The organism is Embleya sp. NPDC050154 (genome assembly GCF_044460165.1).
Classification (GTDB): Bacteria; Actinomycetota; Actinomycetes; order Streptomycetales; family Streptomycetaceae; genus Embleya.
This window is the reverse complement of the sequence record NZ_JBITJP010000003.1, coordinates 443,154-468,770: the sequence shown is the minus strand read 5'-3', so window position 1 is coordinate 468,770 and position 25,617 is coordinate 443,154. Positions and strand designations below refer to the sequence as shown.

General features: G+C 71.3%; 20 protein-coding genes. 9 read left to right on the top strand and 11 right to left on the bottom strand.

Annotated features, from left to right (window positions below; translation table 11 throughout):
* Nucleotides 1-97: 97 nt before the first annotated feature.
* Nucleotides 98-763 (bottom strand): TetR/AcrR family transcriptional regulator, encoded by a 666-nt coding sequence (locus tag ACIBSV_RS08685; protein WP_395860659.1) that lies wholly within the window; start codon nt 761-763, stop codon nt 98-100.
* Nucleotides 764-832: 69 nt separating this feature from the next.
* Here ACIBSV_RS08685 and ACIBSV_RS08680 point away from each other — a divergent pair, with 69 nt between their 5' ends.
* From ACIBSV_RS08680 to ACIBSV_RS08665, 4 genes are all read left to right on the top strand, one after another.
* Nucleotides 833-1,225 (top strand): O-methyltransferase, encoded by a 393-nt coding sequence (locus ACIBSV_RS08680; protein ID WP_395860657.1) that lies wholly within the window; start codon nt 833-835, stop codon nt 1,223-1,225.
* Nucleotides 1,177-1,494, top strand: a complete 318-nt coding sequence (locus ACIBSV_RS08675; RefSeq protein ID WP_395860977.1) for an O-methyltransferase — start codon at nt 1,177-1,179, stop codon at nt 1,492-1,494. The genes ACIBSV_RS08680 and ACIBSV_RS08675 overlap by 49 nt, the downstream gene beginning before the upstream one ends.
* A 223-nt stretch (nt 1,495-1,717) precedes the next feature.
* Nucleotides 1,718-2,116 (top strand): glycine cleavage system protein GcvH, encoded by a 399-nt coding sequence (gene gcvH / locus ACIBSV_RS08670; protein ID WP_395860655.1) that lies wholly within the window; start codon nt 1,718-1,720, stop codon nt 2,114-2,116.
* A gap of 299 nt (nt 2,117-2,415) precedes the next feature.
* A complete protein-coding gene (locus ACIBSV_RS08665) occupies nt 2,416-4,221 on the top strand; it encodes a gamma-glutamyltransferase family protein (protein ID WP_395860653.1) in 1,806 nt (601 codons plus the stop codon).
* A 75-nt stretch (nt 4,222-4,296) separates the two neighbouring features.
* On the opposite strand, the gene ACIBSV_RS08660 is transcribed toward ACIBSV_RS08665, so the two are convergent.
* The 3 genes from ACIBSV_RS08660 to ACIBSV_RS08650 form a co-directional block, all read right to left on the bottom strand.
* Nucleotides 4,297-5,391: a C45 family autoproteolytic acyltransferase/hydolase gene (locus tag ACIBSV_RS08660; protein WP_395860975.1), complete on the bottom strand. Its 1,095-nt coding sequence runs from the start codon at nt 5,389-5,391 to the stop codon at nt 4,297-4,299.
* A gap of 5 nt (nt 5,392-5,396) precedes the next feature.
* On the bottom strand, nt 5,397-7,028 hold the full coding sequence (locus tag ACIBSV_RS08655; protein WP_395860651.1) for an amidohydrolase: 1,632 nt from the start codon (nt 7,026-7,028) through the stop codon (nt 5,397-5,399).
* A 133-nt stretch (nt 7,029-7,161) separates the two neighbouring features.
* Entirely contained in the window at nt 7,162-8,586 is a 1,425-nt protein-coding gene (locus ACIBSV_RS08650; protein ID WP_395860649.1) for a purine-cytosine permease family protein, read from the bottom strand.
* 94 nt (nt 8,587-8,680) lie between these two features.
* On the opposite strand from ACIBSV_RS08650, the gene ACIBSV_RS08645 reads away from it, so the two are divergent.
* Complete coding sequence (locus ACIBSV_RS08645) at nt 8,681-9,316, top strand: TetR/AcrR family transcriptional regulator (protein WP_395860647.1); 636 nt, start codon at nt 8,681-8,683, stop codon at nt 9,314-9,316.
* 92 nt (nt 9,317-9,408) lie between these two features.
* Nucleotides 9,409-10,758 (top strand): hypothetical protein, encoded by a 1,350-nt coding sequence (locus ACIBSV_RS08640; protein ID WP_395860646.1) that lies wholly within the window; start codon nt 9,409-9,411, stop codon nt 10,756-10,758.
* Between the two features lie 99 nt (nt 10,759-10,857).
* Here the strand turns inward: ACIBSV_RS08640 and ACIBSV_RS08635 are convergent, their stop codons facing one another.
* The 6 genes from ACIBSV_RS08635 to ACIBSV_RS08610 all read right to left on the bottom strand — a co-directional run bounded on the left by ACIBSV_RS08635 (nt 10,858) and on the right by ACIBSV_RS08610 (nt 20,717).
* Nucleotides 10,858-12,564, bottom strand: a complete 1,707-nt coding sequence (locus ACIBSV_RS08635) for a hypothetical protein (protein ID WP_395860644.1) — start codon at nt 12,562-12,564, stop codon at nt 10,858-10,860.
* A gap of 645 nt (nt 12,565-13,209) precedes the next feature.
* The gene (locus ACIBSV_RS08630) at nt 13,210-13,488 is read right to left on the bottom strand and encodes a hypothetical protein (protein WP_395860643.1); all 279 of its coding nucleotides are present in this window, start codon (nt 13,486-13,488) and stop codon (nt 13,210-13,212) included.
* Nucleotides 13,489-13,731: 243 nt separating this feature from the next.
* A complete protein-coding gene (gene narI / locus ACIBSV_RS08625; protein ID WP_395860641.1) occupies nt 13,732-14,457 on the bottom strand; it encodes a respiratory nitrate reductase subunit gamma in 726 nt (241 codons plus the stop codon).
* Complete coding sequence (narJ, locus tag ACIBSV_RS08620) at nt 14,454-15,125, bottom strand: nitrate reductase molybdenum cofactor assembly chaperone (protein WP_395860639.1); 672 nt, start codon at nt 15,123-15,125, stop codon at nt 14,454-14,456. The genes narI and narJ overlap by 4 nt, the downstream gene beginning before the upstream one ends.
* Nucleotides 15,122-16,807 carry a nitrate reductase subunit beta gene (narH, locus tag ACIBSV_RS08615; protein ID WP_395860637.1) on the bottom strand — a complete coding sequence of 562 codons (1,686 nt, stop codon included), beginning with the start codon at nt 16,805-16,807 and terminating at the stop codon, nt 15,122-15,124. The genes narJ and narH overlap by 4 nt, the downstream gene beginning before the upstream one ends.
* Before the next feature lies 1 nt (nt 16,808).
* Nucleotides 16,809-20,717 (bottom strand): nitrate reductase subunit alpha, encoded by a 3,909-nt coding sequence (locus ACIBSV_RS08610; protein WP_395860635.1) that lies wholly within the window; start codon nt 20,715-20,717, stop codon nt 16,809-16,811.
* 136 nt (nt 20,718-20,853) lie between these two features.
* Here ACIBSV_RS08610 and ACIBSV_RS08605 point away from each other — a divergent pair, with 136 nt between their 5' ends.
* Nucleotides 20,854-22,113: a nitrate/nitrite transporter gene (locus tag ACIBSV_RS08605; RefSeq protein WP_395860633.1), complete on the top strand. Its 1,260-nt coding sequence runs from the start codon at nt 20,854-20,856 to the stop codon at nt 22,111-22,113.
* Between the two features lie 63 nt (nt 22,114-22,176).
* On the opposite strand, the gene ACIBSV_RS08600 is transcribed toward ACIBSV_RS08605, so the two are convergent.
* Nucleotides 22,177-23,124: an EamA family transporter gene (locus ACIBSV_RS08600; RefSeq protein WP_395860631.1), complete on the bottom strand. Its 948-nt coding sequence runs from the start codon at nt 23,122-23,124 to the stop codon at nt 22,177-22,179.
* A gap of 69 nt (nt 23,125-23,193) precedes the next feature.
* Here ACIBSV_RS08600 and ACIBSV_RS08595 point away from each other — a divergent pair, with 69 nt between their 5' ends.
* Together ACIBSV_RS08595 and ACIBSV_RS08590 are read left to right on the top strand one after the other, a co-directional pair.
* Complete coding sequence (locus ACIBSV_RS08595) at nt 23,194-24,141, top strand: LysR family transcriptional regulator (protein WP_395860629.1); 948 nt, start codon at nt 23,194-23,196, stop codon at nt 24,139-24,141.
* Between the two features lie 214 nt (nt 24,142-24,355).
* Nucleotides 24,356-25,570, top strand: a complete 1,215-nt coding sequence (locus ACIBSV_RS08590) for a serine hydrolase domain-containing protein (RefSeq protein WP_395860627.1) — start codon at nt 24,356-24,358, stop codon at nt 25,568-25,570.
* Nucleotides 25,571-25,617: the final 47 nt, after the last annotated feature.

Sequence of the window (25,617 nt, the reverse complement as noted above, 5' to 3'; positions counted from 1 at the left end):
GGATGCCGGCACGACCCGTCGGGTCGAGACCGTGCGCACCCGAGTCGGGCGGGAGGCCGCCCTCCGGGCGTCGGGTGGCCACGTGGGGCGATTCGGGTCAGGGCCGCGTTCGTGGGGCCGGCTCGTGTCGGGCCAGGAACGCGTCGACGAGGGCGTCGGTGAAGGTGTCGCCGATGGGTTCGTCGGTCACCAGTACGCGATAGTAGAGCGGGCCCACGAGTTGGTCCGTCTCAGTCGCGATGTCGAGATCGGCGGGCAACGAGCCGCCGTTCATGGCGCGTTCCAACGGCAGGCGATCGCGACCGCGTTGCGCGTCGAGCCATCGGACCCGGAAGTCCCGGGCGAATGCCGGATCGTGCTGAGCCTGTGCGATCAGCGCCCGGAAGACGGCCCCGGAGTCGGACTCGGCGAGGAAGTACGCCAACCGTCGCAGGTAGTCGCGCAGGTCCCCCGCGAGGTCGCCGGAATCGGGCGGCGACAGGTCCTCTGCGGCGTCCTCGAGGAAGGCGTCCATCAGGACGTCGGTCTTGGTGCTCCACCAACGGTAGATGGTCTGCTTGGCCACGCCGGCTCGCGCGGCGATGCCCTCCATCGTGACGCCGGCGAATCCCTTCTCGGCGAGCAGGTCGTCGGCCGCCTCGAGAACCGCCCTGCGGGCCTGTTCGCTGCGTCCGTGCCGGTTGCCGTGGTGTGCCCGCCCGGATCCACCGGTGCCGGCCGGCGTGGCGTCATCCGCCGTGGCCCTGTGAGTCTCGGATGTCATCTTCTCGCCTCCCCGCGCCGAGGATATTGCATCTAGAAAAGACGTGACGTTGCGTCTAGCCTAGCTTTCATGACACCCACCCTCACGCTCGCCGACCCCCGAGTCCGAACGGCCCTCGGCAGGATGTTCGAGGAAGCCGAACAGGACGACACCGTCGCCGCCCGGCGCGACGCGGAACTGCCCGGCGGCTTCGCCCCGCTGTCACCCCAGGAACGGGCCGACGCCTCGGCCGAGGTCTACATGCCGATCTCCGCCGACGGCGGAGCACTGCTGTACAACCTGGTCCGAGCCGCGCGCCCGAGCACGGTCGTCGAGTTCGGCACGTCCTTCGGGATCTCCACGCTGTACCTGGCTGCGGCCGTGCGCGACAACGGCGCCGGACGCGTCGTCACCACCGAGATGAGAAGGAAAAGATCGCCGCGGCGCGCCGCACCTTCGCCGAGACCGGCCTGGACGACCTGATCACCGTGCTGGAGGGAGATGCCCGGGACACCCTCCGCGATCTGGACGCCCCCGCCGACTTCCTGCTGCTGGACGGGTGGAAGGACTTGTGCCTGCCGGTATTGCGCCTGTTGGAGCCACGCCTGCGGCCCGGCACGCTGGTCGTGGCCGACGACGTCGAACTGAGCAGTCTGCAGCCGTATCTCGACTACGTCCGCGACCCGGAGAACGGCTATCACAACGTGACGTTCCCGGTGGAGGACGGCATGGAGATCAGTTGCCGTCTGTGAACCGGCGGAGAACCCGCCGGTGGGCGTGCCGGGGAACGTGACGGAGAACGTGCCGACGGGGCGTGCCCGGTCGGCTGCGGGCCGGCGATGCGGCGGCATGTCCGTAATGGAGCCTTTCGGGTGAGTGCACTGTTCCGGTGGGTCTCCTCTGCGTCAGGCTGGTCGCGGCCGTGCGCGGATCTCGCGTCGGCGTACGCATGACATCGGCAGGAGACCGACCGATATGACGACCGTGCCCGCGGACCGCAAGTACACCCAGGACCACGAATGGATCCTGCCGACCACGGGCGGCAAGGCCCGGATCGGCATCACCGACTTCGCGCAAAAGCAGCTTGGCGACGTCGTGTTCGTGGAGGTGCCCACCGTCGGCTACACGCTTCAGGCCACGGAGGCGCTCGGGAGCGTCGAGTCGGTCAAGGCCGTCACCGAGATCTACGCCCCCGTCGACGGCAGCGTCATCGCCGTGAACGAACTCCTCGAAGGCGAACCCGAACTCCTCAACACCGACCCTTACGACAAGGGATGGGTCGTGGAGGTCACCCTCGTCGATCCCAAAAGCCTGAACGACCTCCTCACCGCCGAGCGGTACCAGGCGTACCTCGACCGGGAAGAGTCCGACTGACTCCCACCGCCGCGGTCGCCGACGCGACGCGCACGGGCACGGTCGACTCCCACGCAACCCGCGGCACACGACGGGTGAGCCCGAGCGGGCCGAAGACGAGACCGTGTCCGTGTCCGTGCCCGTGTCCGGCCAGTGGACGCGGCGAGGGGTGAGGGGCGAGGTCGCGGGACGGGACGTGCGAGGTCGCGGCCCGGTCGACGGTCCGTGCGTGGCAACGCCGACGTCAACGCCAACGGGCACCGGACTCCGGGCGAACCCGCGCTCTTGTTGCGATGCCGGCGCCGGCGTACGGTCCGGCCATGGGCATTCGACCGGCGCTTCGGGGCGACTTCGGCATGGTGTCGTCCACCCACCGGCTGGCCTCCGAGGCGGCCTTCGCGGTGCTGGAGGACGACGGGAACGCGTTCGACGCCGCGGTCGCGGCCGCGTTCGTACTGCATGTCGTCGAACCGCACCTGAACGGACCGGCCGGCGAGGTGCCGATTCTGCTCGCACCCGCCGGCGGCCCAGTGCGAGTGTTATGCGGTCAGGGCATCGCGCCGGCGGGTGCGAGCATCGCCCACTACACCGGGTTGGGCCTGGAACTGGTCCCCGGCACCGGCCCGTTGGCCGCCGCCGTGCCGGGAGCCTTCGACGCGTGGATGCTGCTGTTGCGCGACCACGGCAGCAAGTCGCCGGCGACGGTGCTCGATCACGCGATCGGCCTCGCCGAGCACGGGCACCTGCCGCTTCCGGGCGTCGCGCAGACCGTGACCCGCATGCGCGAGCTCTTCGAGACGGAATGGACCACCTCCGCCGAGGTCTACCTCCCGCACGGGATGACGCCGAGCCCGCGCCGACCCCTGCGCAACCAAGCCCTCGCGCACACGTGGCGGCGTGTGCTGGCCGAGGCGGCCGCGGCCGGCGGCGATCGCGAGGCGCAGATCGACGCGGCCCGCCGCTGCTGGCGCGAGGGCTTCGTGGCCCTGGATATCGCGGAGTTCGCGGCCCGACCCACCATGGACACCTCCGGTGAGCGGCACGCCGGCACCCTCACCGGCGCGGACCTGGCGAACTGGTCGGCGGCGTACGAGGAACCGATCCGTCGGCGGTGGCGGGACTGGGAGGTGTGCAAGCCGGGCGGCTGGTCCCAAGGGCCGGTCATGTTGCAGCAGTTGGCCCTGCTCGCGGACGAACCGGCCTACGGATCGGCCGAGTACGTGCACACCCTGATCGAGGGCGGCAAACTCGCGATGGCCGATCGCGAGGCCTGGTACGGGGACGCCGCCGAGGTGCCGTTGGACGACCTGCTCAGCGCCGACTACAGCGCCGACCGACGTGCCCTGATCGGCCGCGAGGCATCCTACGTGCTGCGCCCGGGTCGGCCCGGCGGACGTACCCCGATCCTCGGCCGACACGCACGCGAGGCGGCCGACCGCGCGGCGGGACACCGCGATCGGCAACCGAGTCGCGTGCACCACCCGGGGACGGGTGAGCCGACGGTCGCGCCGACCGGAGCCACCCGGGGCGACACCTGCCATCTCGACGTGGTCGACCGCTGGGGCAACCTGGTCTCGGCCACCCCCAGCGGCGGTTGGCTCCAGTCCAATCCGGTGATCCCCACGCTCGGCTTTCCGCTCGGTACCCGACTCCAGATGACCTGGCTCGAACCGGGCCTGCCCAACTCGTTGACTCCGGGCCGTCGGCCGCGCACCACCCTCAGTCCCTCGCTGGCCCTGCGCGGCGGCGTCCCGGTCCTGGCCTTCGGCACGCCGGGTGGCGACCGGCAGGACCAATGGCAGACCCACTTCCTGCTCGCCCTCACGCTCAGCGGCCGAACCGCCGGCACGCTCGACGTCCAGGGTGCGATCGACGAGCCCAACTGGCACCAGGACAGCTTTCCTTCCTCGTTCTACCCGCGCGAGATGCTGCCCGGCGGCGTGACCGCCGAGGCCGGCCTGGGACCGGCGGTGCTCGACGACCTGCGCCGCCGCGGGCACGACCTGACCGTCGTCGAGCCCGGTTCGGTGAGCCGGCTGTGTGCCGTCGCCCGCGATCCGGAGACCGGCGCGCTGACGGCGGGCGTACACCGGTCCGGCGGACAGGGCCACGCGACCGGGCGCTGAGGCCCGGCCCCGATCGGCCACGCCGATTCCCGAGGCGCGTACACCCCGCGACCCCGCCGCGCGGCATCCGCGCGATCAGGCCCGGAGCGTGCGCCAGTCCCGCGAGGCGGCTTCGGCGGGTGTGCCGTCCAGGACGGTCGCGGTGCGTGCGGCCGGTTCCAGGACGACGGTCGCGAGCGTGGCCCAGCGTTGCCCCAGTGGCTTGTCCGGATCGGCGCGGCAGGTCACGGGTGGTTCGCCGGCTCCCGTCACGAGGTAGTCCACCAATTCGTCGGCCGCGTTCGGCGCGCCCCGGTGCGCGAGACGCGCGCGCACGAAGTCGTAGCGCTCACCGGAGTCGGGTTGGTAGAGCCAGGTCTTCTCGTCGGCCGCGGGCGTCGGGGAGAGGAAGTGGTTCGTGCGGACCAGGACGCCGTTCTGCGGTGCGATCTCGAAGACGCCGACGGGACTCACGTCGAGCAGGACCGCCGTCGATTCGTCGAAGAGCGAGAACGATCCCGACGACGCGATCGGCGCGCCGCGGACGATCTCCACCGCCTCGGCGACGCTGCCGGCCTCTTCCAGCACGATCGCCGCGAGTACGTGCACGGGGACGCCGCCGACACCGTCGCGGAGGTGACCGAGGATGTTGAAGTGCAGGGCGAGGCCGGCGCTGTTGACGCCGATCTTGCCCAGGATGCCGTTCTCGGTGAGGCCGACCACGTCGTGCCTGCCGCCGCGCGATTCGAGCGTGTGCCAACAATCGCTCAGCTCGACGTGCCAGTCCCAGGTCTGGATGCCGAACGTGCGTGAAGCCGCGGAGTCGCCGTCTCCGAGCCGGCGCACGATCGTGGTGCACTCGCCCGGCGGCACGACCGTGCTGCGCGCGAGGATCTCCGTGCGCGCGTTGAGCGCCGCGACGCGCCACGGTTCCACCCGGGCTCCCTCGGCGATGCCCTCGATCTCGGCGCGGGCGCCGGGACGGAAGTCGTCGATCGTGTCGAGGGCTCGCGCGGCATCCGCCCGCGCCCGCGTCGATGTGATGCCGCCGAGTGCGAAGAGCCGGTCGTAGATCTCGACCGCGTCGTGGATCCCCGCGCGCAGTCCCGCGCCGCGGGCCACGCCGCGGGCGTGTGGATCGATCGCGGAGGCGACGATGTGCGGGCGGGAATCGGGATGGGGGTTCGGCATGACGATCACGAGCGTTCCTTCGGGAGGTCGGTGTACAGGCGGACGTCGCCGTCGACGACCGTCGCCAGGACGGCGTTGTCGGCCTGGGCCTCGGGAGTCAGGTCGAGCGGATTCGCGGCGAGGATCGTGAGATCGGCGAGGTAACCCGGGGCGACGCGCCCGAGTTCGTGGCCGGCGCCGCCGGCGTGCGCGGCGGCGAGCGTCATGCCCGCATAGGCCTCGCGAGCCGAGAGCGCCTGCTCCGGATGTACCGGCGTGCTGCCCGGTTCCTCGACGGGGCGTCGCAGTTGGCAGTCGGCGAGCCCCACGCGCGGGTCGCCCGGGCCGATCGGCCAGTCGGATCCGAGCGCCACGACGGCGTGATGGTCCACGAGGTCGCGCGTACGCCAGCCGTGCGCGGCGCGATCGGGGCCGATGCGGCGCGACCAGTTGTCGGTGCCGTCCCCGCGTGTGTGTCGGGTGGCGTGCGCGGGTTGCAGGCTCGCCACGACGCCGAGTTCGGCGAACCGGCCGAGGAGGTCGTCGGGGATCGATTCGACGTGCTCGATCCGGTGCGGACCCCGGACGACGGACCCGACCTCCTCGATCACGTCGAGCGCGAAGCGCACGGCCCGATCGCCGATCGCGTGCGTCGCGGTGGGGATGCCACGCTCGACGAAGAACCGCATCGCGGCGCGATAGGCGTCCACGTCGCGCCACAGCGGCTCGCAGTTCTCGCCGTGCGTGTCCGGGCGCTCGAACCAGGCGGTGCCGTTGTCCGCGGTTCCGTCGAGCATGAATTTCGCCCCCTCGACGTGCCAGCGTCGGCCGCGCAGACCCTGGAGACCGGCGACACGCCGCCACTCGTCCGGACCGGAATCGGCCGCCACCAGAGGTGAACAGCGGATCCGCAACGGCAGGTCGGTGTCTTCCTCGATGCGTCGATACACGGCCTCCGACGGGTCGGTGAAGTCCAGCGCGTGCAGGCCGGTGAGGCCGGCGCGGGCCAGGCGTTCGAGTTCGTGTCGGACGTACTCGGCGGCGGTGTCCACGGAGACTTCCGGATAGTGCGCGAACACCAGGTCCATCGCCTGGAGTTCGACGACGTATCCGGTCGGGCGGCCGTCCGGCCCGACCTCGACCGAGGAGGCGTCGGTGAATGTCTCACGACCGGTCAGGCCGACGAGTTCCACGGCATGGGTACTGACCACGAGCGCGTGCGCGTCGCGCGTCATCAGCGAGATCGCGCGCCCGGGGAAACGCTCGTCGAACACGGAACCGGTGGGCTCGTCGGGAAAGGCGTTGACGTCGAGGTCGTAGCCCGTGATCCAGCCGTCCTCGGGCTGTGCGTCGACGGCTTCGGCCAGGTGGTCGCACACCTGGTCGAGGGTGCGGGCCCCGGACAGGTCGACGCCGCTGCCGATCGAGATGGAGCCCCACACGGGATGGGCGTGCACGTCGGTGAGGCCCGGCAGGATCGTGGCGTCCGGGAACTCGTACACGGTCGTCTCGGGACCGCGCAACGACGCGGTGCTCGACGCGTCGCCGACGGCGAGGATGCGACCGTCGCGGATCGCGACCGCGTCGGCGGGCGGTGCCGCGGTATCGGTGCGGAGATGTTCGACGTGTCGGGCGAGCACTATGACATCGGCGTGCACGGGTTGGTTCTCTTTCGGAGTCGAGGCGTCGGAGTCGAGGCGTCCGGACCGGGGTGCCCGGTTCGGGGCGTCCGGTTCGGGGCGTACAAGGGGGCGCGGGCGCGCGGGGGGCCACCGGTGCGCGAGGGGCGCGTCAGGCGTCGGGGATCGATCGAAGGAAGCGGCACAGGCCCCAGTAGATCGCCGCCGCGGTGAGCATCCCGCCCGGAATGGCCAGGTCGAGATCACCCGTGCCGGCCGCGACGGGGCCGGTCCAAAAGCTGGTGGTCACACACATCGCGGCGATGATCCCGCCGACGGTGATGGCGAGGATCCCGGCCCAATGCACACCGCCGCGATACCAGAACGGGCCGTCGCGCCGTTCGGCGAGCAGTTCGGAGCCGTCGTAGCGGTTGCGCCGCAGAACCAGGTCGGTCACCGCAACCGCCATGGCCGGCCCCGTCACCACGACGACGAGTTCGAGCATCGTGTTGACGCTCGTGAGGAAGTCGAAGACGAGGATCGCGAAGAGCGTCATGGTCGTGCCCAGGACGCCGATGATGAGCACGGCCGGGATCCGGGCGAGGCGGATGCCGACGGACTGGACCGCGAGGCCGGCGCTGTAGGCCGTCATGCCGTTGTTCGCCACGGTGTTGCAGACGACCGCGATGACGAACACGGGGACGAACCAGCCCGGGAGGATGTTCTCCAGCGCACGTTGCGGATCGCTCATGTCCAGGCTCGTGGCCGCCAGCGCGCCCACGCCGGTGAAGACGACGCTCGGCAGGTACGCGCCGAAGGCCGTCCACCCGGCGATGGCGACGGGGCTGGTGCCGCGGGGGAGATAGCGGGCGAGGTCCGGGCTGTTGCTGTAGGACAGCGGCGTGGAGGCGATGATCGTGAAGCCCGCCGTGAGGGTGGCGAACAGGGCGGCTCCGTGCAGCGGTTCGGCGGGCGCGTAGGACCAGTCGGTCTCGGCCAGAACGTAGCCCGTCACCACCACGAACACGATCGTCAGGAAGGTGCTGAGGCCGGCGTACAGCCGCACGATCGTCGCGTGCCCGTAGATCGCGACGAGCAGCGTCGCGCCGGCTATCGCGCAGACGATCACGGCCTCGACGGCCGAATTGTCCGGGAGGCCGACGCGCCGCGCGAGGCCGATGCCCGCGACCGACGCGGCCGACCAGTTCAGGGCCAGATAGGCGGATGCGATCAGCCATCCGGTGAGCACCAGGACGATCCTGTTGCCCAGCACGCCGTACATGGCGCGGGAGACCACCGACCCGCTCGTGCCGGCGGCCGGACCGCTGATCGCGACCACGCCCGTGAGGATCCACAGCAGGTTGCCGACGAGTGCGACACCGATGGCCTGCACCGGCGAGAGCCCCATCAGGACCAGCGTCGCGCCGATGACGAAGCTCAGGTAGCTGACGTTCGGGGCCGCCCAGATGGCGAAGAGTTCACGGGCTCGCCCGTGCCGTTCGGTGACGGGGACCTGGTCGATGCCCCGGGTCTCCGGGCGACCCGCACGGTCGCGGGCACAGTCGTCGGGGGCCGCCGTGGGGAGTGCGTGGTTCATACGTCGAGACCTCTCGGGGCACACCGCTAGCAACCACTGCTATTGGTCTCTTGGCCAATGGGGTATTGGCCACACATCCAATAGGGTGGTCGGTATGACGTCAAGCCCCCCGTCGACGCGGGTTCGCAAGATGCCCGAGGAGCGTCGCGCCGAGATCGTCGCAACCGCCGCGCGGATCGCGCTCGAAGAGGGTCTCGAGCGCATCACGCTCCGTCGCGTCGCCGACGAACTCGGCGTGCGCCCCGGACTGATCGGCCACTACTTCCCGGCCGCCGACGACCTGGTGAGCGAGGCGTTCACGCACGCCGCCACCAAGGAACGCGCGGCGCTGCTGCCGGAGGAGGAGGCCGGGCTCGCCCCCGTCGATCGACTCGGCCGCTTTCTCGTGCGCCTGACCGACGGCGAATTCGTCGACCTCGGCCGCCTCTGGCTCAACGCACGCCACGTCAGCCGGTTCAAACCCGGTCTTCGCGCCGCGGTGCGGGCACAGGAGTCGCTCACCCGCGACGCCCTCACCGCGCTCGTCGACGAGGGTGTGCGCTCGGGCGAGTTCACGACGGACGACCCGCTCGGGGTCACCCTGCACATCCTCGTCAACGTGGACGGCCTCGGCGCGTACAGCAACGACGACGTGCCGTTCGACCACCCCGCCCTGCACGACATGTCGATCGGGACGGCCGAGCGCATGCTCGGACTGCCGCCGGGCACGCTGCGCGCTCGTACACGCTGAGACGGCTTCCCGGGGCCTGCCTGTTCCCGGGGCCGGCGTCCGCACGGGGCCGACTTCCGCACGGGCCGGCGCGGCGGCAGTAGCCTGAATACATGACGAAAGTCGCATTTCGGTGCCAGTGCCTACCGCCGAAGACGGCCGTCCTCGGGCTCGCGCTCGTGCTGGCGGTCCTGCTCTTCGCGGCGGCGCCCGCCCACGCGGCGGCCGGCGGCGGCATCGGGACGATCGCCGCGTCGCTGCGCGACGACCCCGTGTACACCGTCCCGGCGGCCGAGGACGTGCTGCCGTCGGCCACCGCCGACGCGTTGCGGACGAAGATCCGGTCCGCCGACAAGCCGATCTTCGTGGTCTCGGTACCGGCCGACTCGCCACTCGCGTCGGCCGGTTCGCCCGCGGCCGTACTGTCGGGCCTGCGTGAGCAGGTGGGCCGACCGGGCGTGTACGCGGTCACCGTGGGTCGCACGTTCGACGCCGCGGCCGACGCGTCGGTGATGTCCCGCGCACGGCTCGCCACCCTCAAGAGCGACGTACTGGCCGCACACCAGGGAGACGGACCGGGCCTGCTGACCGCCTTCGTCGACGGGGCCGCGGCCGACGCGCAGCAGCCGTCGGCACCGGCGCGCGACGACGGCGGCTCGTCGTGGGTCGGCCTCGCCGTGGTCGGGGCCGTGCTCGTCGCCGGAGCCGGCACGATCCTCATGCTGCGCAGGCGGACCCGCACCCGCCGGGCGGCGCAGGCACGGCAGGAACTGGAGCAGGTGCGGCCGGTCGTCGACGAGGACATCACCGCATACGGCGAGACGCTCGATCGGGCCGCCTTCGATCCGGGGGCGGCCGACTCCGACGACGCCATGCGCGAGGAATGGACCAGGGCCCTCGACGCCTACGAACGGGCGAAGTCGGCCATGGCGTCGGCCCGGGAACCCGCGGATGTGCGTGCGGTCAGCGAGGCCCTGGACGACGGACGATTCGCCCTCGCGACCCTGGCGGCCCGACGTACCGGCGCGGCCCTGCCGCAACGCCGACCGCCGTGCTTCTTCGACCCGCGCCACGGTCCGTCCGTGCGCGACATGCGCTGGGCACCGGCGAACGGCGCCGAGCGGGAGGTACCGGTGTGTGCGGCCGACGCGGCCCGCCTGGACGACGGTCTGGACCCGGAGATCCGCGAGGTGGACAGTGCCGGCGGTCGTCGCCCGTACTGGGAGGCCGGTCCCGCCTACGGTCCATGGGCGGCCGGGTGGTACGGCGGCATGTTGCTCCCGGGCCTGCTCATCGGGACCACACTGGGCGCGTCGATGAACCTGGGCTACGCGGCGGAGGCGGGCGCGGCCGGGGCGGGGGACGGCGGATTCGGTGGCCTCGGTGACGGGGGCGGCGGCTTCGGGGGCTGGGGCGGAGACGGCGGTGGCGGCTGGGGCGGTGACGGCGGCGGCTCGTTCTGACCCCGAAGAAGACGACGCCGGCGCCTGTCGTCGGGACCGGGCGCCGGCGCCCGGTTCCCCGCCCGCCCGAAGCCGGGCGCGCGGGGAACCGCGTCCTTCTCAATAATCGATCGTGCTCTGGTACAGGCTCTTCAGCGGACCGTTCGCGGAGGTGTCGTATCCGTCGGCCCTGCGCTGTTGCCAGAACTCGGCGAATGTCGTGGACCGGTGTCGCAGGAACGTGTTCCAGACATTGCCCGGGGCGGCCTCGCCGTAGACGTCGGAGCCCTCGTTCGTGGTGTCGGTGAGGTCGATCAACGCACCGGCCACGCGACCCTCGACCGCGTCACCGTCGTCCCAACCCGACGTGCTCCAGGAGGGAGTCTCCAGGTTCATGGACGCACCGCTCGGCCACCGGTAGTACGGATCCTTGTACACGCTCGCCGGCACCCACTCGGCGAAGCCCTCCACCCACGCGCACCCCGTCGAGGACTTCGCCGAGACACCGTGCGGGCTGCAGTTGGGGATGGGCGGCGCGTGGTCCTCGTAGACGTCGCCCATGATGGCGTGCGTGAGTTCGTGGACCACGGTCATGTGCGAGTCGGGGGCGTCCGCCTTGAGGTGGATCTGCTTGTTCCCGTAGTAGTTGCCGACCGTCGAGTCCGGTGCCCAGTTGAGCACGACCTGCCGGCACGTGGTGTCCAGGCCGTCCCAGCAGGTGTTGCCCGGTACCCACTTCCACGCGTCGTTGAGCGCGTCGAACGCGTGCAGCGCGCGCATCCTGTCGGCCGCGCCGGGCTTGCGGTCGCCGAACGAGGTGGTGCTTCCGTTGGCGACGTTGGAGACCGTGGGCGTGTTGAACGTGAACGCGTTCGTGGTGCCGGTGGCCTGGACGCGCCAGTTCTTGTTGGTGGTGGTGAGCTTGACGTAGACGTCCTGGCCCGAATTGTTGCTCTCGGCGTTGTCGAAGCACAGTTTGTACTCGCCCTTGGTCCCGGTGAGGCCGGAGGCGAGCCGGTCGTGCGCGTTGCTCGTGTCGGCGTCCCACGCCTCGACGGTCATGTTGACCACCGGCCGGGTGACACCCTTCTCGTCGACGTACAGCCACTTGCCGGTCGCGCAGGCGGTCGGTGCCGCGGCGGCGACGAGGGCGCGCGGTGCCGGCGGGTCGTCGCCGGCGGGTGCGGCCAGACCGGCCGGGGACAACGACTCGGCCGTCAGGTGCGGTGTCGATTCCTGCGGCGTGACGTCGGGCGAGACCTCGACGGAGTCCGCGTCGGTCGACCGCTGCGCGCCGAAGCTCGACATGCCCGGGGCCGCGCCCACGGTGAGCGGGATCAGGTCCTCGGCGGCGTCCACTCCCGCGCGCAGGTCGGCGGCGGCGCGCACCTTGACCTCCGCGGGACCGGCCGCCTTCGCGACGATCCGTCCCGTGTAGATGACGGACTGCCCGGCCTTGAACGAACGCACGGTGCCCGCACGGTTGATGCCGCCCAGGTGCACGGGGTTGGGCGAGGGATGCGAGGACAGGGTCAGTCCCACGGGCGGGTCGACCCAGGCGAGGTTGGCGGGCAGATCCGCCTCGACGCGCACACCCTTCGCCGCGATCTGGGCGCTCACCACGAACCGGACGCCGGCGGTCTCGCCGACCGCGAGGGGGTGATCGACGGTGGCGTCCACCGAGAAGCAACCGCGCTCCTCTCCGGCCTCCGGCGCGTCCGGATTCGGGCGGGTGGTGCACGCCTGCGGTCCGGTGGGGCCCTTGGTCGAGCTCCCGGAGTCCAGGGCCGCGAACGCCCCGGCCCCCAATCCGACCTGAATCGCCACGGCGCCGGCGACGACTATCAGCACACGTCGTCTGGACCGTACGGATTTTCGGTTGATCATGGTGGTCGAACCTAGCCACACACGTCGGGCGCCACTATCCGATGTGCGCGAGGGGACCGGGAAGTGCCGGCCTCGGCCGGATCGGGGCTCACGGGTGGCGCCGGGTCGGGAGGCTCGCGGGTGGTGTCGGGGCGCGGTGCGACGACCACGCACGGGGAGGACGGTCGGTGTCCTGCCCCGCGCGGAATCGGTGATCGGGATCCCGGGTGGGGGTTCGCGGCGTGCTGTCCAGGCCGCCGATCGCCACTGCCCGGGATACCCGATGTGGCCCACCGCGTGGATTACGGACGGGGCTCGGCGCTCCCTGCCGAAGTACCACCTCCGGCCAGGCCCCCGAGTCGCCCGCAGCCCGCCCGACCACGCGTGTGGGTGTGTTGCCCGAGACGCCGATCCATGTCGTTCGTCGTCTCTCGGGCAGCCTGTCGCATGTGCCCGATGGTGCCAAGTGATGCAGCCCCAGGATCGGTTGGCGTCCGGGCCACGACGTCTGGGCCTGCGTCGAGGCGCGTCGGCGGCGCGCACACGGGGACTGCGCGTGCTCGGCGTCTGCTCGGTACGCGCCGACGGGCGGCTGCCTCCCTGCGCCTACTTGACGTAGAGCGCGAAGTAGCCCAGGAGGATGTCGTACGGACACTTCCAGGTCGAGAAGCCCTCACGCTGGTACTGCTGGCCGGCGTCCACACACTTGTTCCGGGTCGTGTAGTAGTCGATGAACAGCCAGCCGGCCGCCGCCTGGGCCGGGGCCGACGCCACCGTCGTCGAGGCCGGTGGGGCCTTCGCCGTCGTCGCCTGGGCCGGGGCGCCGAGCGCCGTCATCGACGCGATGGCGAGTGTCGTGGTCAGCAGTGCGGCACGCTTGCGCATGAGGAATTCCCTCCGGGAATGCGAGTGGAAGAGGCAAAGCGCCCCCGATCCTTGTTCGCAAACTCCGTACCGCGCAAGGCATTTGCCGGCTTTGCGGGGGGCAAACGCCGACCGCTCGGGCCGCCCGGACCACGCGTTTTCGGCCACCCGATGCCCTGCCGCACGCTCTCCGACCACACTCTCCGACCACGCTCTCCGACCTTGATTGCCGAGCACTCCGCCCCGCGAAGTCCGGCCCCGCCGTTACCGGCCGACCCGCTCCCAGCCGCGTCGGGGTTCCGTCGCGCCCGGCGAGCGGGTATCGCGGCTGCGATAGACGACATACGGGCGGAAGAGGTAGCCCAGTGGCGCGCTGAAGGCGTGCACGAGGCGGGTGAACGGGAACAGCGCGAACAGCAGCATCGCGAGCACGACGTGTACCCGGTAGGTGGTCGGTGCCTCGGCCATCAGCTCCGTTCTCGGCCGCAGGTAGGACAGGCTGCGGAACCACGGGGCGATCGTCTCGCGGTAGTTGTGCTCGTGCGGGCCCACCGTGTTCCACAACGTCGCGGCGGTGCCCGCGAGGATGGTGCCGGCGAGGAAGACGTACATCAGCTTGTCGTTGCGGGTGGTGGCCGAGAACACCGGGCCGGTGGTGCGCCGGCGCAGGATCAGCAGCACGATGCCGGCGATTGTCATCAGCGCGGCGACCAGCCCCAGGGCGGTGGCCGCGACGTGGTAGGCGTGTTCGCCGACGCCCACCGCGTCCGTCCACGACTGCGGGATCAACAGGCCCACGACGTGCCCGGCGATCACGAACAGCAGGCCGTAGTGGAACAGCGGGCTGCCGATCCGTAGCAGTCGCGACTCGTACAACTGGGAGGAGCGGGTGGTCCAGCCGAATTTGTCGTAGCGGTGGCGCCAGACGGTCCCGCCGACGAGGACGACCAGGGCCAGATACGGCAGCACCGCCCACAACATGGTGTTCATCGCTCGACCCCGCGCGCTCGATAGCCGTCCAGGCCCACGTCCTCGCGCGGTGGCCCGGCGTGCGCGAGGGCGCGGGCCTGGGCGCGGTCCGCGGGGGAGGCGCCGGGCAGCGTCGCGCACACCGCCTCCAGGACGCCCGCGTACGGGGTCCCCACGTCGAGCAGCGCGAACCGCAACAGCTCGATGCCGGGGCGGTGTTCGCCCAGCAGCGCCTCGCCGGCCGCGGCCGGTCCGGGACCGCCGGTGGCGGCGAACTCCAGCACCGCGGGCAGGAAGTCCGGCAGTTCCTCGCCGGTGAACTCCAGGCCGTGCTCGCGATAGATGCGCTTGAAGGTCACCAGTGCCTCGCCGCGCCGTCGGGTGTCGCCCTCGCGCCACCAACTCAGGTACAGACTCCGCCGGTTGCGCATATCGAAGACGGTCACGTAGTGCGCGGCAAGCTCGGCCGCCGGCCACGCGCACACGTCGTCGAGGAAGGCCGTCAGCAGTGCGCCGGCCGGCCTCGGACCGATCTGTGCCAGCGCGCCGCGCACCAGCGGCACCCGGGAGTGGAAGATCTCGTCCGGGTAGTGCAGGCACAACGCGGCGGCCTGGCGGATCACCGCCGTCGAGTACCGGTCGTCGAGCCGGGCCGACTTGGCCCGGAACCGGTTGGTGAGCGACCTCATCGGTGCGTGCCCCCCTCTTCGCGTTCGGGGAACAGCCCGGCCGGTCGACCGTTGCCGTCCCAGTTGAGCAGGTTCACCCGGGCGCCGGGGCCCGAGGTGTCCGCGGGCCGGTCGGCGGTGCCGCGGTCGCGCAGGGCGTGGAAGTTCTCCACGCTCACCGGTACCGGTCTCCCGGACGCCTCGCCGAAGGGCCCGGATCCGCCCATTCCCGGCCCGCCGTCGAAGTCCAGGCTGCATCCGCCGGGCAGCGCGGATTCCTCCAGGCGGCGGGCGTCGCCGATCGCGGCGGTGGGGATCACGTAGCGCTCGTCGTACTTGGCGATCGCCAACAGGCGGTACAGGTCACGCACTTCCTGCCCGGTAAGACCGGCCAGGGCGGCCACGGCCTCGTCCGGTTCCTCGTCGAGGTTGATCGCCCGCATGTAGGAGCGTATGGCCGCGAGCCGTTCCAGCGCCGCGCGGACCGGCGCGGTGTCGCCGGCGGTGAACAACTCGGCGAGGTACTCGAGCGGGACGCGCAGGGTGTCGATCGCGCCGAAGAGGTTGCCGGCCTCCTCACCGTCGAAGCCGGTCGAGGTCAGCGCGTCGACCACCGGGGACAGGGGCGGGATGTACCAGACCATCGGCATGGTCCGGAACTCCGGGTGCAGGGGCAGGGCGACCCGGTACTCGGCGATCAGCGCGTACACCGGTGAGCGGCGGGCCGCCTCGATCCAGGCGTGGGTGATGCCGGCCTCCTCGGCCGCGCGCCGCACGGCGGGGTCCTCGGGGTCCAGGAACACGCCCAGTTGGGCCCGGTACAGGTCCCTGTCGTCCTCGACGGAGGCCGCCGCCAGTACCGCGTCCGCGTCGTAGAGGACGACGCCGAGGTAGCGCAACCGGCCCACGCAGGTCTCCGAGCACACGGTCGGCAGCCCCACCTCGATCCGGGGGTAACACATCGTGCACTTCTCGGCCTTGCCGGTCTTGTGGTTGAAGTAGACCTTCTTGTATGGGCAGGCGGTGACGCACATGCGCCAGCCGCGGCAGTCGTCCTGGTCGACCAGGACGATGCCGTCCTCGCTGCGCTTGTACATCGCGCCGGACGGGCAGGCGGACACGCACGAGGGGTTGAGGCAGTGTTCGCAGATCCTGGGCAGATAGAACATGAAGGTCTGTTCGAACTCGAAGCGGACCTTGTCCGCGACCTTCTCCCGGGTCTTGGCCACCATCGGGTCCAGGTGCCCGAGTTCGGCGGTGCCGCCGAGGTTGTCGTCCCAGTTGGAACTCCAGGTGATCTCCATCGGCTCGCCGCTGAGCAGCGAGCGCGGACGGGCGACCGGGATGTCGTCGCCGAGCGGGGCGTCGGTGAGGTTGCGGTAGTCGTAGGTCCAGGGCTCGTAGTAGTCCGCGATGGTCGGCATTCTCGGGTTGGAGAAGATCCGCGAGAGTCGGTGCAGCCGTCCGCCGGAAGCCAGTTGCAGCCTTCCGCGCCTGTTGCGCCGCCAACCTCCCTGCCACTGCCGTTGGTCCTCGTAGCGGCGCGGGTAGCCCTGGCCGGGGCGGGTCTCGACGTTGTTGAACCACGCGTACTCCACGCCGCCGCGGTTGGTCCAGGTCTGTTTGCAGGTGACCGAGCAGGTGTGGCAGCCGATGCACTTGTCGAGGTTCATCACCATGGCGATCTGGGCCATCACGCGCATCTCAGTACTCCACGTCCTGCGAGCGGCGGCGGATCACGGTGACCTCGTCGCGTTGGTTGCCGGTCGGACCCAGGTAGTTGAACGCCCAGCTCAGTTGCGCGTATCCGCCGATCAGATGGGTGGGTTTGAGCAGGACGCGGGTGAGCGTGTTGTGGATGCCGCCGCGTTTGCCGGTGCTCTGCGCCTTGGGCACGCCCACGGTGCGATCCTGCGCGTGGTGCATGTAGACGGTGCCGGTGGGCATCCGGTGCGAGACCACCGCGCGGGCGGTGACCACACCGTTGCGGTTGACCGCCTCGATCCAGTCGTTGTCGCGGACCCCGATCGCCCGCGCGTCGGCGGTGCTCAGCCAGATGCCCGGTCCGCCGCGCGAGAGCGAGAGCATGAAGAGGTTGTCCTGGTACTCGGAGTGGATCGACCACTTGTTGTGCGGGGTCAGATAGCGGACCGTCACCTCGCGGTTGCCGTCCGGGCCCAGGCGGGGTTCGCCGAACAGGCGGTGCACGTCCAGCGGCGGCCGGTAGACCGGCAGCGCCTCGCCGAGTTCGTGCATCCAGTCGTGGTCGAGGAAGAAGTGCTGGCGGCCGGTGAGGGTGTGCCAGGGTTTGAGGTGTTCGGTGTTGAGGGTGAACGCGGTGTAGCGACGGCCGCCGGCCTCGCTGCCGGACCACTCCGGCGAGGTGATCACCGGCTCGGGCCGGGCCTGGGTGTCCGCGTAGCCGATGCGCTTGCCCTCGTGTTCGGCGGCCAGGTGCGCCATCGGCTGTCCGGTGCGCGCCTCCAGGGTGCGGAATCCTTGAACGGCCAGCCTGCCGTTGGTCGTTCCGGACAGGGTCAGGATCGCGTCGCAGGCCCGTACGGCGGTGTCGACGAGCGGGCGGCCGTCGGCGACCCCGCCGCGCGCGGTGCCGTTGAGCCGGCGCAGGTCCTCGATCTCGGCCCGCACGTCGAAGGTGATGCCCTTGACCGGCAGGCCCAGCGCCTCGGCGAGCGGTCCCAGGGTGGCCATCTTGGCCGCCACCGCGGTGTAGTCGCGCTCGACCACGGTCAGGTTCGGCATGGTCCGGCCCGGCACCGGCGGGCACCGACCGGCGCGCCAGTCCGGCGCGGTCCCGCCGGGTTGGGCGATCTCGCCGGGGGTGTCGTGCTGGAGCGCGGTGGCCACCAGGTCGCGGCGGGTGCCCAGGTGTTCGCGCGCCAGTTCGCTGAAGCGCGCGGCGATCGCGTGGAACGTGTCGAAGTCGGTGCGAGCCTGCCACGGCGGGTCGATCGCGGGGGTGAACGCGTGCACGAAGGGGTGCATGTCGGTGGAGGACAGGTCGTGCTTCTCGTACCAGGTCGCGGCCGGCAGCACCACGTCCGACATCAGCGTCGTGGACGTCATCCGGAAGTCCAGCGACAGCAGCAGGTCGAGCTTGCCCTCCGGGGCCTGTTCGCGCCAACGCACCCCGCGCGGCCGGGAGTCCGGCGGCGCCTGCTCGGCGCGCAGCGAACTGTCGGTGCCCAGCAGGTGTTTGGTGAAGTATTCGGCGCCCTTGGCGGAGGAGCCGAGCAGGTTGGAGCGCCACACGGTGAGCACCCGCGGCCAGTTCCGCGGCGCGTCCGGGTCCTCGCAGGCGAAGCCGAGTCTCCCGTCGCGCAGGGCCTCGACCGTGTGCTCGACGGGGTCGGCGCCGGCGCGGTCGGCCTCGTCGACCAGGTCCAGCGGGTTGCGGTCGAAGGTGGGGTACGAGGGCATCCAGCCCAGCCGGGCCGACATCGCCAGGCAGTCCGCGCCGGTCATCCCGCTCAGGTCGCCCGCGCCCAGCGGCGAGGCCAGCACGTCGGCGGTGAAGCCGTCGTAGCGCCACTGGTCGGTGTTGAGGTACCAGTACGCGGTGCCGATCATCTGCCGCGGCGGCCGGGACCAGTCGTTGGCGCTCGCGAGGGTGGCCCACCCGGTGGCCGGCCGACACTTCTCCTGACCCACGTAGTGCGCCCAGCCGCCACCGTTGCGGCCCTGGCAGCCGGTGAGTTGCAGCAGGGCCAGGAAGGTGCGGTAGATCGTCTCGGAGTGGAACCAGTGGTTGGTGCCGGCGCCCATCAGGATCATGCAGCGGCCCTTGGACCGCTCGGCGGTGTCGGCGAATTCGCGGGCGATCTTGACCGTGCGCGCCGCCGGCACCGAGGTGAGCGTCTCCTGCCACGCGGGTGTGCCCGGTTGGGTCGCGTCGCCGTAGCCGGTGGGCCAGGTGCCCGGCAGGCCCTCGCGAGGCACTCCGTACTGGGCGAGGAGCAGGTCGAACACCGTGGTGACCAGGGGGCCGTCGGGGGTGAGTCGACGGGCCGGTACACCCCGGCGCAGCACCTCGCCGCGCCCTTGGCCGTGGGCGCCGCCCTCGGTGTCGAAGCGGGGCAGCAGCACCTCGACGCCGTGTGCGCGCGGATCCCGGTGCAGGGTCAGTCGCGGGCGGACGCCGGCCAGGTCGAGGTTCCAGTGGCCCTTCCCGGATTCGGTCCAGCGGAAGCCGATCGAGCCGCCGGGGACGACGGGTTCGCCGGTGCGCTCGTCCAGGAGCACGGTCTTCCAGTCCGCGCCCTCGTCCGCCGGGCCGGTCGGCCCGTGCGGGTGTGCGCCCGCCGCGATCGGGTCGGCGAGATCGGCGGCGCGCAGGAACTTGGCGGGGGTGTACGCGCCGGGCTCGTCGGCGCGTTCGGTCAGGGTGACCAGGAACGGCAGGTCGGTGAACTGTTTGACGTAGCCGTCGAAGAAGTCGACCGTCCGGTCGACGAAACACTCCTTGAGGATCACGTGGCCCATCGCCATGGCCAGCGCGGCGTCGGTGCCCGGGTGCGGGTGCAGCCATTCGTCGGCGAACTTCGCGTTGTCCGCGTAGTCCGGCGCGACCACCACCACCTTCTGCCCGCGATAGCGCGCCTCCGCCATCCAGTGCGCGTCGGGCGTACGGGTGACGGGCACGTTGGAGCCCCACATGAACAAGTACGCCGCGTCCCACCAGTCGCCCGACTCGGGCACGTCGGTCTGGTCGCCGAACACCTGCGGCGAGGCCACCGGCAGGTCGGCGTACCAGTCGTAGAAGGACAACATCGGCGCGCCGATCAGGCTCATGAAGCGCGCGCCGGCCGCGTGCGAGACCATCGACATCGCCGGGATCGGCGAGAACCCGGCGACCCGGTCGGGGCCGTGGGTCTTGATGGTGTGCACGTGCGCGGCGGCGACCATCTCGACCGCCTCGTCCCACGTCGCCCGGACCAGACCGCCCCGGCCCCGGGCGCGTTGGTAGCACCGGCGGCGTTCGGGGTCGCCGACCACGTCGGCCCAGGCCAGGACCGGGTCGCCGAGGCGCTGTAGGGCCTCGCGGTACATCCGGAGGAGCACCCCGCGCACGTAGGGGAAGCGCACCCGGGTGGGGGAGTAGGTGTACCAGGAGAACGCGGCACCGCGCGGGCAGCCGCGCGGTTCGTATTCGGGCCGGTCGGGACCGACCGAGGGATAGTCGGTGGCCTGGGTCTCCCAGGTGATCACGCCGTCCTTGACGTACACCTTCCAGCGACACGAGCCGGTGCAGTTGACGCCGTGGGTGGAGTCGACGACCTTGTCGTGGCTCCATCGCTCGCGGTAGAAGACGTCGCCCTGTCTGCCGCCCCGGCGGTATTGGGTGCGCAGGTCCGGCGAGACCACCGCGTTGCGCCGGAAGAACCGGCCGGTGCGCAGGAGCAGGTCGCTCGCGGGACCGTCCAGGCCGGGTGCCGGGGGCGGGTCGAAGGGCGGCGGGCCGATCGGGAGCGGGTCTGCGGGTGAGGCGTCCGAGGATGACGGGTCTGCGGACGATCGGTCTGCGGGCGGGGGCGAACCGTTGTCCATGACGACCCTTCGAGGCGACTGCTCCGCGTCCTGAATGCGAGTCAATGTCCTATATATAACGGTTCGGTCATCGGATTCGGGTGCATAGCTCACCGTGTCCGGCCACCTGGGCGCAGAACACGCGAAGGGACCATCACACGTGGAGCAGACTCGGCCTGCGGCTCGGGCGAGGGGTGCCCGGGTGCCGCGCGCCGCCTGGGTCAACCTCGCGGTCGCCACCTTCGGCATCCTGATCAACTTCTGGGCCTGGGGCCTGATCAGCCCGCTCGGCCCCACCTACAAGGAAGACCTCGGGCTCAGTTCGTTCCAGCAGTCGTTCCTGGTCGCCGTGCCGGTCCTGGTCGGCGCGCTCGGGCGGATCCCGGCCGGCGCGCTGACCGACCGCTACGGCGCGCGGATGATGGTGCCGGCGATCAGCTTCCTGACCGTGCTGCCGGTGCTTGCCCTGAGCGTGTTCGACTCGTTCGCGATGCTGCTCGTGGTCGGGTTCGTGCTCGGTGTCGGCGGCAGCTTCTTCGCGGTCGGCGTGCCCTACGTCAACGCGTGGTTCCCGCCGGACAAGCGCGGTACCGCGATCGGCGTCTTCGGCATCGGCACCGGCGGCACCGCGATCGCCGCGTTCTTCACGCCCCGGCTGCTGCGCTGGGTGGACGACCCGAACTTCCAGTTCTACCTGGTCGCGTGCGTCCTGATCGGGTACGGCCTGATCGCCGCCCTGGTGGTGCGGGACGCCCCCGGGCGCACCGTGCCCGACCGGTTGTTCGGTCCGCGCTTCACCGCCGCGCTCAAGCAGCCCTCGACGCTGCCGATGGCGCTGCTGTACGCGGTGTCCTTCGGCGGGTTCGTCGCGTTCGGCGTGTACCTGCCCACCTACCTGCGCGAGGTGTACGCGGTGAGCCAGGACTCGGCGTCCACCCGCGCGGCCGGCTTCACCGTGATCGCGGTGTTGTGTCGGCCGATCGGCGGCGCGCTGTCCGACCGGATCGGGCCGGCGAAGGTGCTGATCGGGTCGTACGCGGTGCTCGGCGTGGCGGCCGTGTGGCAGGCGTTCAGCCCGGACCTGATGCCGCAGGGCACGATCGCGTTCCTGGTAATGGCCGGCATGCTCGGCGCGGGCAGCGGCGCGGTGTTCGCGCTGGTCGCCAACCTGACGCCGAAGGACAAGGTCGGCACGGTCACCGGTCTGGTCGGTGCGGCGGGCGGTCTCGGCGGCTTCGTGCCACCGCTGATCATGGGCTCGGTCTACAGCGGGACCGGCTCGTACGCGATCGGCCTGATGCTGCTGTCCGACGCGGCCTTCGCGGCCATGGTGTACTGCGCGGCGCGGCTCCTGGGGCACGATCGTCGACCTGCCGAATCGGCGGAGTCGGCGGAGTCGGCGGAGCCGGGGAAGTCGGCGGAGTGGCGAGCGGGCACGGGGGCCGGGGCCGAGACCCGTTAGGTCCCGGATCCGGCTCGGCGCGCACGGATCGCCGACCGTGCGCCGGCCGGTGGTTCGGCCCGCTCAGCACGCTTCCCGGGCGACGGGGCGCGGACGCGGCGGGTCGGCGTGCGGGTCCCGGGGTTCGGGGCTTGTGCGGGCGCCCGTGCGGGTTGCGCCGATGCCGGCGATCACCACGAAGACGACGCCGGCCGCGGGTACCGGACCGGGTATCTGGTCGAGCACCAGCAGGCCCATCAGGAGCGCGATGGCCGGCTCCAGGCTCATCAGCGTGCCGAAGGCGGACGTGGTGAGCCGGCGCAACGCGAGGAATTCGAGGGTGAACGGCAGTACGGCGCTCATCGCGGCCAGCCCCAGCATGGCCGCGAGCAGGGGCCAGGTCAGGCCACCGAACCCGGTGGGAGCGGCGACGAGGACGGCGAGGAGGCCGGCCACGGACATCGAGACGGCCAGCCCGTTCAGGCCGGTGACCCGATCGCCGATGTGTTGGGTCAGCAGGATGTACGCCGCCCAACAGACCGCGGCGGCCAACGCGAAGCCCACACCGGCGAGATCGGTGCCCGCGTGCCAGGGTTCGGTCAGCAGGAGCACGCCCGCGCCGGCCATGGCCGTCCAGTGCCTGCGTCCACCGCCCGATCCGTACAGGGAGACGGCCAGCGGCCCGAGGAACTCCAGGGCACTCGCGGTGCCGAGTGGCAGGCGCGCCACGGCGAGCATGAAGAAGAGCATCATGCCGCCGCTCACCGCACCGAGCATGACGCACGCCCCCAGGTCCCGGCCGGCGAAGTCGCGGCGGCGCGGGCGCACGAGGACCAGCAGGAGCACGCCGGCCCACGCCAGGCGCAGCCCGGCGGTTCCCAGCGCGCCGAGCCGGTCGATCAGCGGTACCGAGAGCGCCAGCCCGAGCTGGACGGTGGACATGGAGACCACGGCCATCAGGGCTCCGGTCGCCGGGTCCGGCAGGCGCGGCCGGGCGATCGCGAGTCGGGTGCGTGATTGCGGCGTGCTCATGGGATCAAGTAGATGACCTCGGCATTGTTCGTGTCCACGTGCCGATTCGAAACATATCGTTCGTCAATCGTGGACAATGGGGAGGTGGAGACCCGACGGCTGCAGATATTGGTGGAATTGGCCCGGCTGGGATCCATGCGCGCGGTCGCGGACATGTTGGAAACCACCACCTCGACGGTCTCGCAGCAGATCGCCGCGCTGGCCCGAGACATGGGTGCCGCCCTGATCGAGCCGCAGGGGCGCCGGGTCCGGCTCACTCCGGCGGGGCGTCGGCTGGCGGAACACGCCGTGACCATCCTCGCCGCGGTGGAGGCGGCGCGGCACGACCTCTCGCCCGGCGCGGAGCCCAACGGCACTGTGCGCGTCGCCGGGTTCGCCACCGCCATCCGGACCCGTCTGCTGCCCGTGGTCATCGACCTCGCCGTCGCCCATCCGCGGGTCCGGGTCCTGATCCGCGAGCACGAACCCGCCGAGGCGCTGGAACTCCTGGCGGAGGACGGTACGGACCTTGCGCTCACCTACGACTACAACCTGGCGCCGGCCGCCGAGGACCCGAGCGTGCGGACCACCGCGCTGTGGACCGCCCGATGGGGGCTGGGCGTTCCCGCGCACGCCGACGCCGGCGAGGGGACGACAGCGGAGGTGTTCGCCCGCTTCGACGCCCACTCCTGGATCGTCAACTCCCGCAACACTGCGGACGAGACCGTCATCCGTACGCTCGCCTCGACTGCGGGGTTCACCCCGCACATCACGCACCAGGCCGACAGCCTCGACCTGGTGCAGGGCATGATCGTCGCCGGTCTCGGCGTGGGCCTGCTGCCCATGCACACCGAGCCGTTGCCCGGGGTGCGGCTGGTCCCGCTCGCCGTCCCGGAGGTGGAACAGCGCGTCTTCGCGGTAGCCCGCCACGGCCGGCTGAACTGGCCCCCGCTCGCCCTGGTGACCGATCTCCTCCTGCGGCGGACCGGCGAGGCCGCTGCCGGGGGACCGGGTGAGGTGTCCTCCGGGGGTGCGTGACGCGCCTTCCGGTGGGATGCGACGCCTCTTCCGGCGGCGTGTGACGCCCTCTTCCGGTGGACCGCGTGACGTCCGCGCGCCGGCGGCGGCGGGGGCCGGTGCGGCCGTACGGGTGGAATCGCCGGGGCGTGTTCGGGGGCGCGGGGGCCGGGGCCGGGGCGGATGGTGATCTTGGCCGACAAAGTCCCCGCACTCCCGGAAGAGACGTCCCGCCATGCGTCGTGCCCCCGCCTGCCGACTCGCCACCGCCCTGTTCGCCCTCACCGCACTGGTCCCGCTCACCCTGACCGCGCCCGCGGCACAGGCCTCGCGGCCGACGGCCGTCGTGGTCGCCGCGGACCCGCACAACGACGACCGTCCCCCGCACCACGGACTCGACCCCGCGCTCGTGGCCCGCCTCGACGAGGCGATCGAGCGCACCCGCCAGGAGGCCGGCGTGCCCGGCGTGACCGTGGGGTTGTGGCTGCCCGGACGCGGCAACTACGTCCGGTCCACCGGCGTGGCCGACAAGGAGACCGGTGCGCCGATGACGCCCGACCTCAACATGCGGATCGGCAGCGAGACCAAGACCTTCACCATCACCGCCCTGCTGGAACTGGTCGACGACGGACTGATCGGGCTGGACGACCCGATCTCCGACTACATCGACGGCGTCCCCGACGGCGAACACATCACCATCCGGCAGATGGCGGAGATGCGCAGCGGCCTGTTCTCGTACACCTTCGACGAGGAGTTCGTGACCACCCTGCTGGGCGACCCGACCCGCCCGTGGACCCCGCAGGAACTGCTGGCGTACGCCTTCCGGCACCCGAACGTCTTCGCTCCGGGTACACAGTTCCAGTACTCCAACACCAACACCGTCCTGCTCGGTCTCGTCGTGGAGAAGCTCGGCGGGATGCCGCTCGCCGAGTTCATCCACCGACGCGTCACCGGCCCGGCCAAGCTGCGCCACACCCTGTTCCCGGAGGGCGCCGAGTTCCCGTCGCCGCACGCGCACGGGTACACCGACCAGACGCTGTCCGGCGAGGTCGTCGACGCGACCGACTGGAACCCGAGTTGGGGCTGGGCGGCGGGCGCGATGATCTCCGACCTGCACGATCTGCGCCGCTGGGCCAAGGTGGTCGCCACCGGCACGCTGCTCTCCCCGGCTACCCAGGCGGAGCGGGAGAAGTTCATCCCGGTACCGAACTTCGACGACGCCGGGTACGGCCTGGGCCTGTTCCGGACCCACGGCTGGGTCGGGCACAACGGCTCGCTGCCGGGCTACGAGAGCGTGACGATGTACCTGCCGGAGCAGGACGCCACCATGGTGATCCTGCTCAACACCGACATCCTGCACGACGGTTCCGAGCCGAGCACGCTCTTCGCCAAGGCGATCACGTCCATCATCACTCCGGACCACGTCTACGATCTGCCGCCTCAGGGCTGATCGCAGCACGGTGCGACGCACCGCACCGCGCCACGGCACACCGCACC

Coding starts and splice junctions, on each gene's coding strand:
- narI (WP_395860641.1), bottom strand. CDS start 14,457: ATGAACACCATGTTGTGGGCGGTGCTGCCGTATCTGGCCCTGGTCGTC.
- ACIBSV_RS08680 (WP_395860657.1), top strand. CDS start 833: ATGACACCCACCCTCACGCTCGCCGACCCCCGAGTCCGAACGGCCCTC.
- gcvH (WP_395860655.1), top strand. CDS start 1,718: ATGACGACCGTGCCCGCGGACCGCAAGTACACCCAGGACCACGAATGG.
- ACIBSV_RS08660 (WP_395860975.1), bottom strand. CDS start 5,391: ATGCCGAACCCCCATCCCGATTCCCGCCCGCACATCGTCGCCTCCGCG.
- ACIBSV_RS08630 (WP_395860643.1), bottom strand. CDS start 13,488: ATGCGCAAGCGTGCCGCACTGCTGACCACGACACTCGCCATCGCGTCG.
- ACIBSV_RS08685 (WP_395860659.1), bottom strand. CDS start 763: ATGACATCCGAGACTCACAGGGCCACGGCGGATGACGCCACGCCGGCC.
- narH (WP_395860637.1), bottom strand. CDS start 16,807: ATGCGCGTGATGGCCCAGATCGCCATGGTGATGAACCTCGACAAGTGC.
- ACIBSV_RS08600 (WP_395860631.1), bottom strand. CDS start 23,124: ATGAGCACGCCGCAATCACGCACCCGACTCGCGATCGCCCGGCCGCGC.
- ACIBSV_RS08645 (WP_395860647.1), top strand. CDS start 8,681: ATGACGTCAAGCCCCCCGTCGACGCGGGTTCGCAAGATGCCCGAGGAG.
- narJ (WP_395860639.1), bottom strand. CDS start 15,125: ATGAGGTCGCTCACCAACCGGTTCCGGGCCAAGTCGGCCCGGCTCGAC.
- ACIBSV_RS08590 (WP_395860627.1), top strand. CDS start 24,356: ATGCGTCGTGCCCCCGCCTGCCGACTCGCCACCGCCCTGTTCGCCCTC.
- ACIBSV_RS08665 (WP_395860653.1), top strand. CDS start 2,416: ATGGGCATTCGACCGGCGCTTCGGGGCGACTTCGGCATGGTGTCGTCC.
- ACIBSV_RS08640 (WP_395860646.1), top strand. CDS start 9,409: ATGACGAAAGTCGCATTTCGGTGCCAGTGCCTACCGCCGAAGACGGCC.
- ACIBSV_RS08650 (WP_395860649.1), bottom strand. CDS start 8,586: ATGAACCACGCACTCCCCACGGCGGCCCCCGACGACTGTGCCCGCGAC.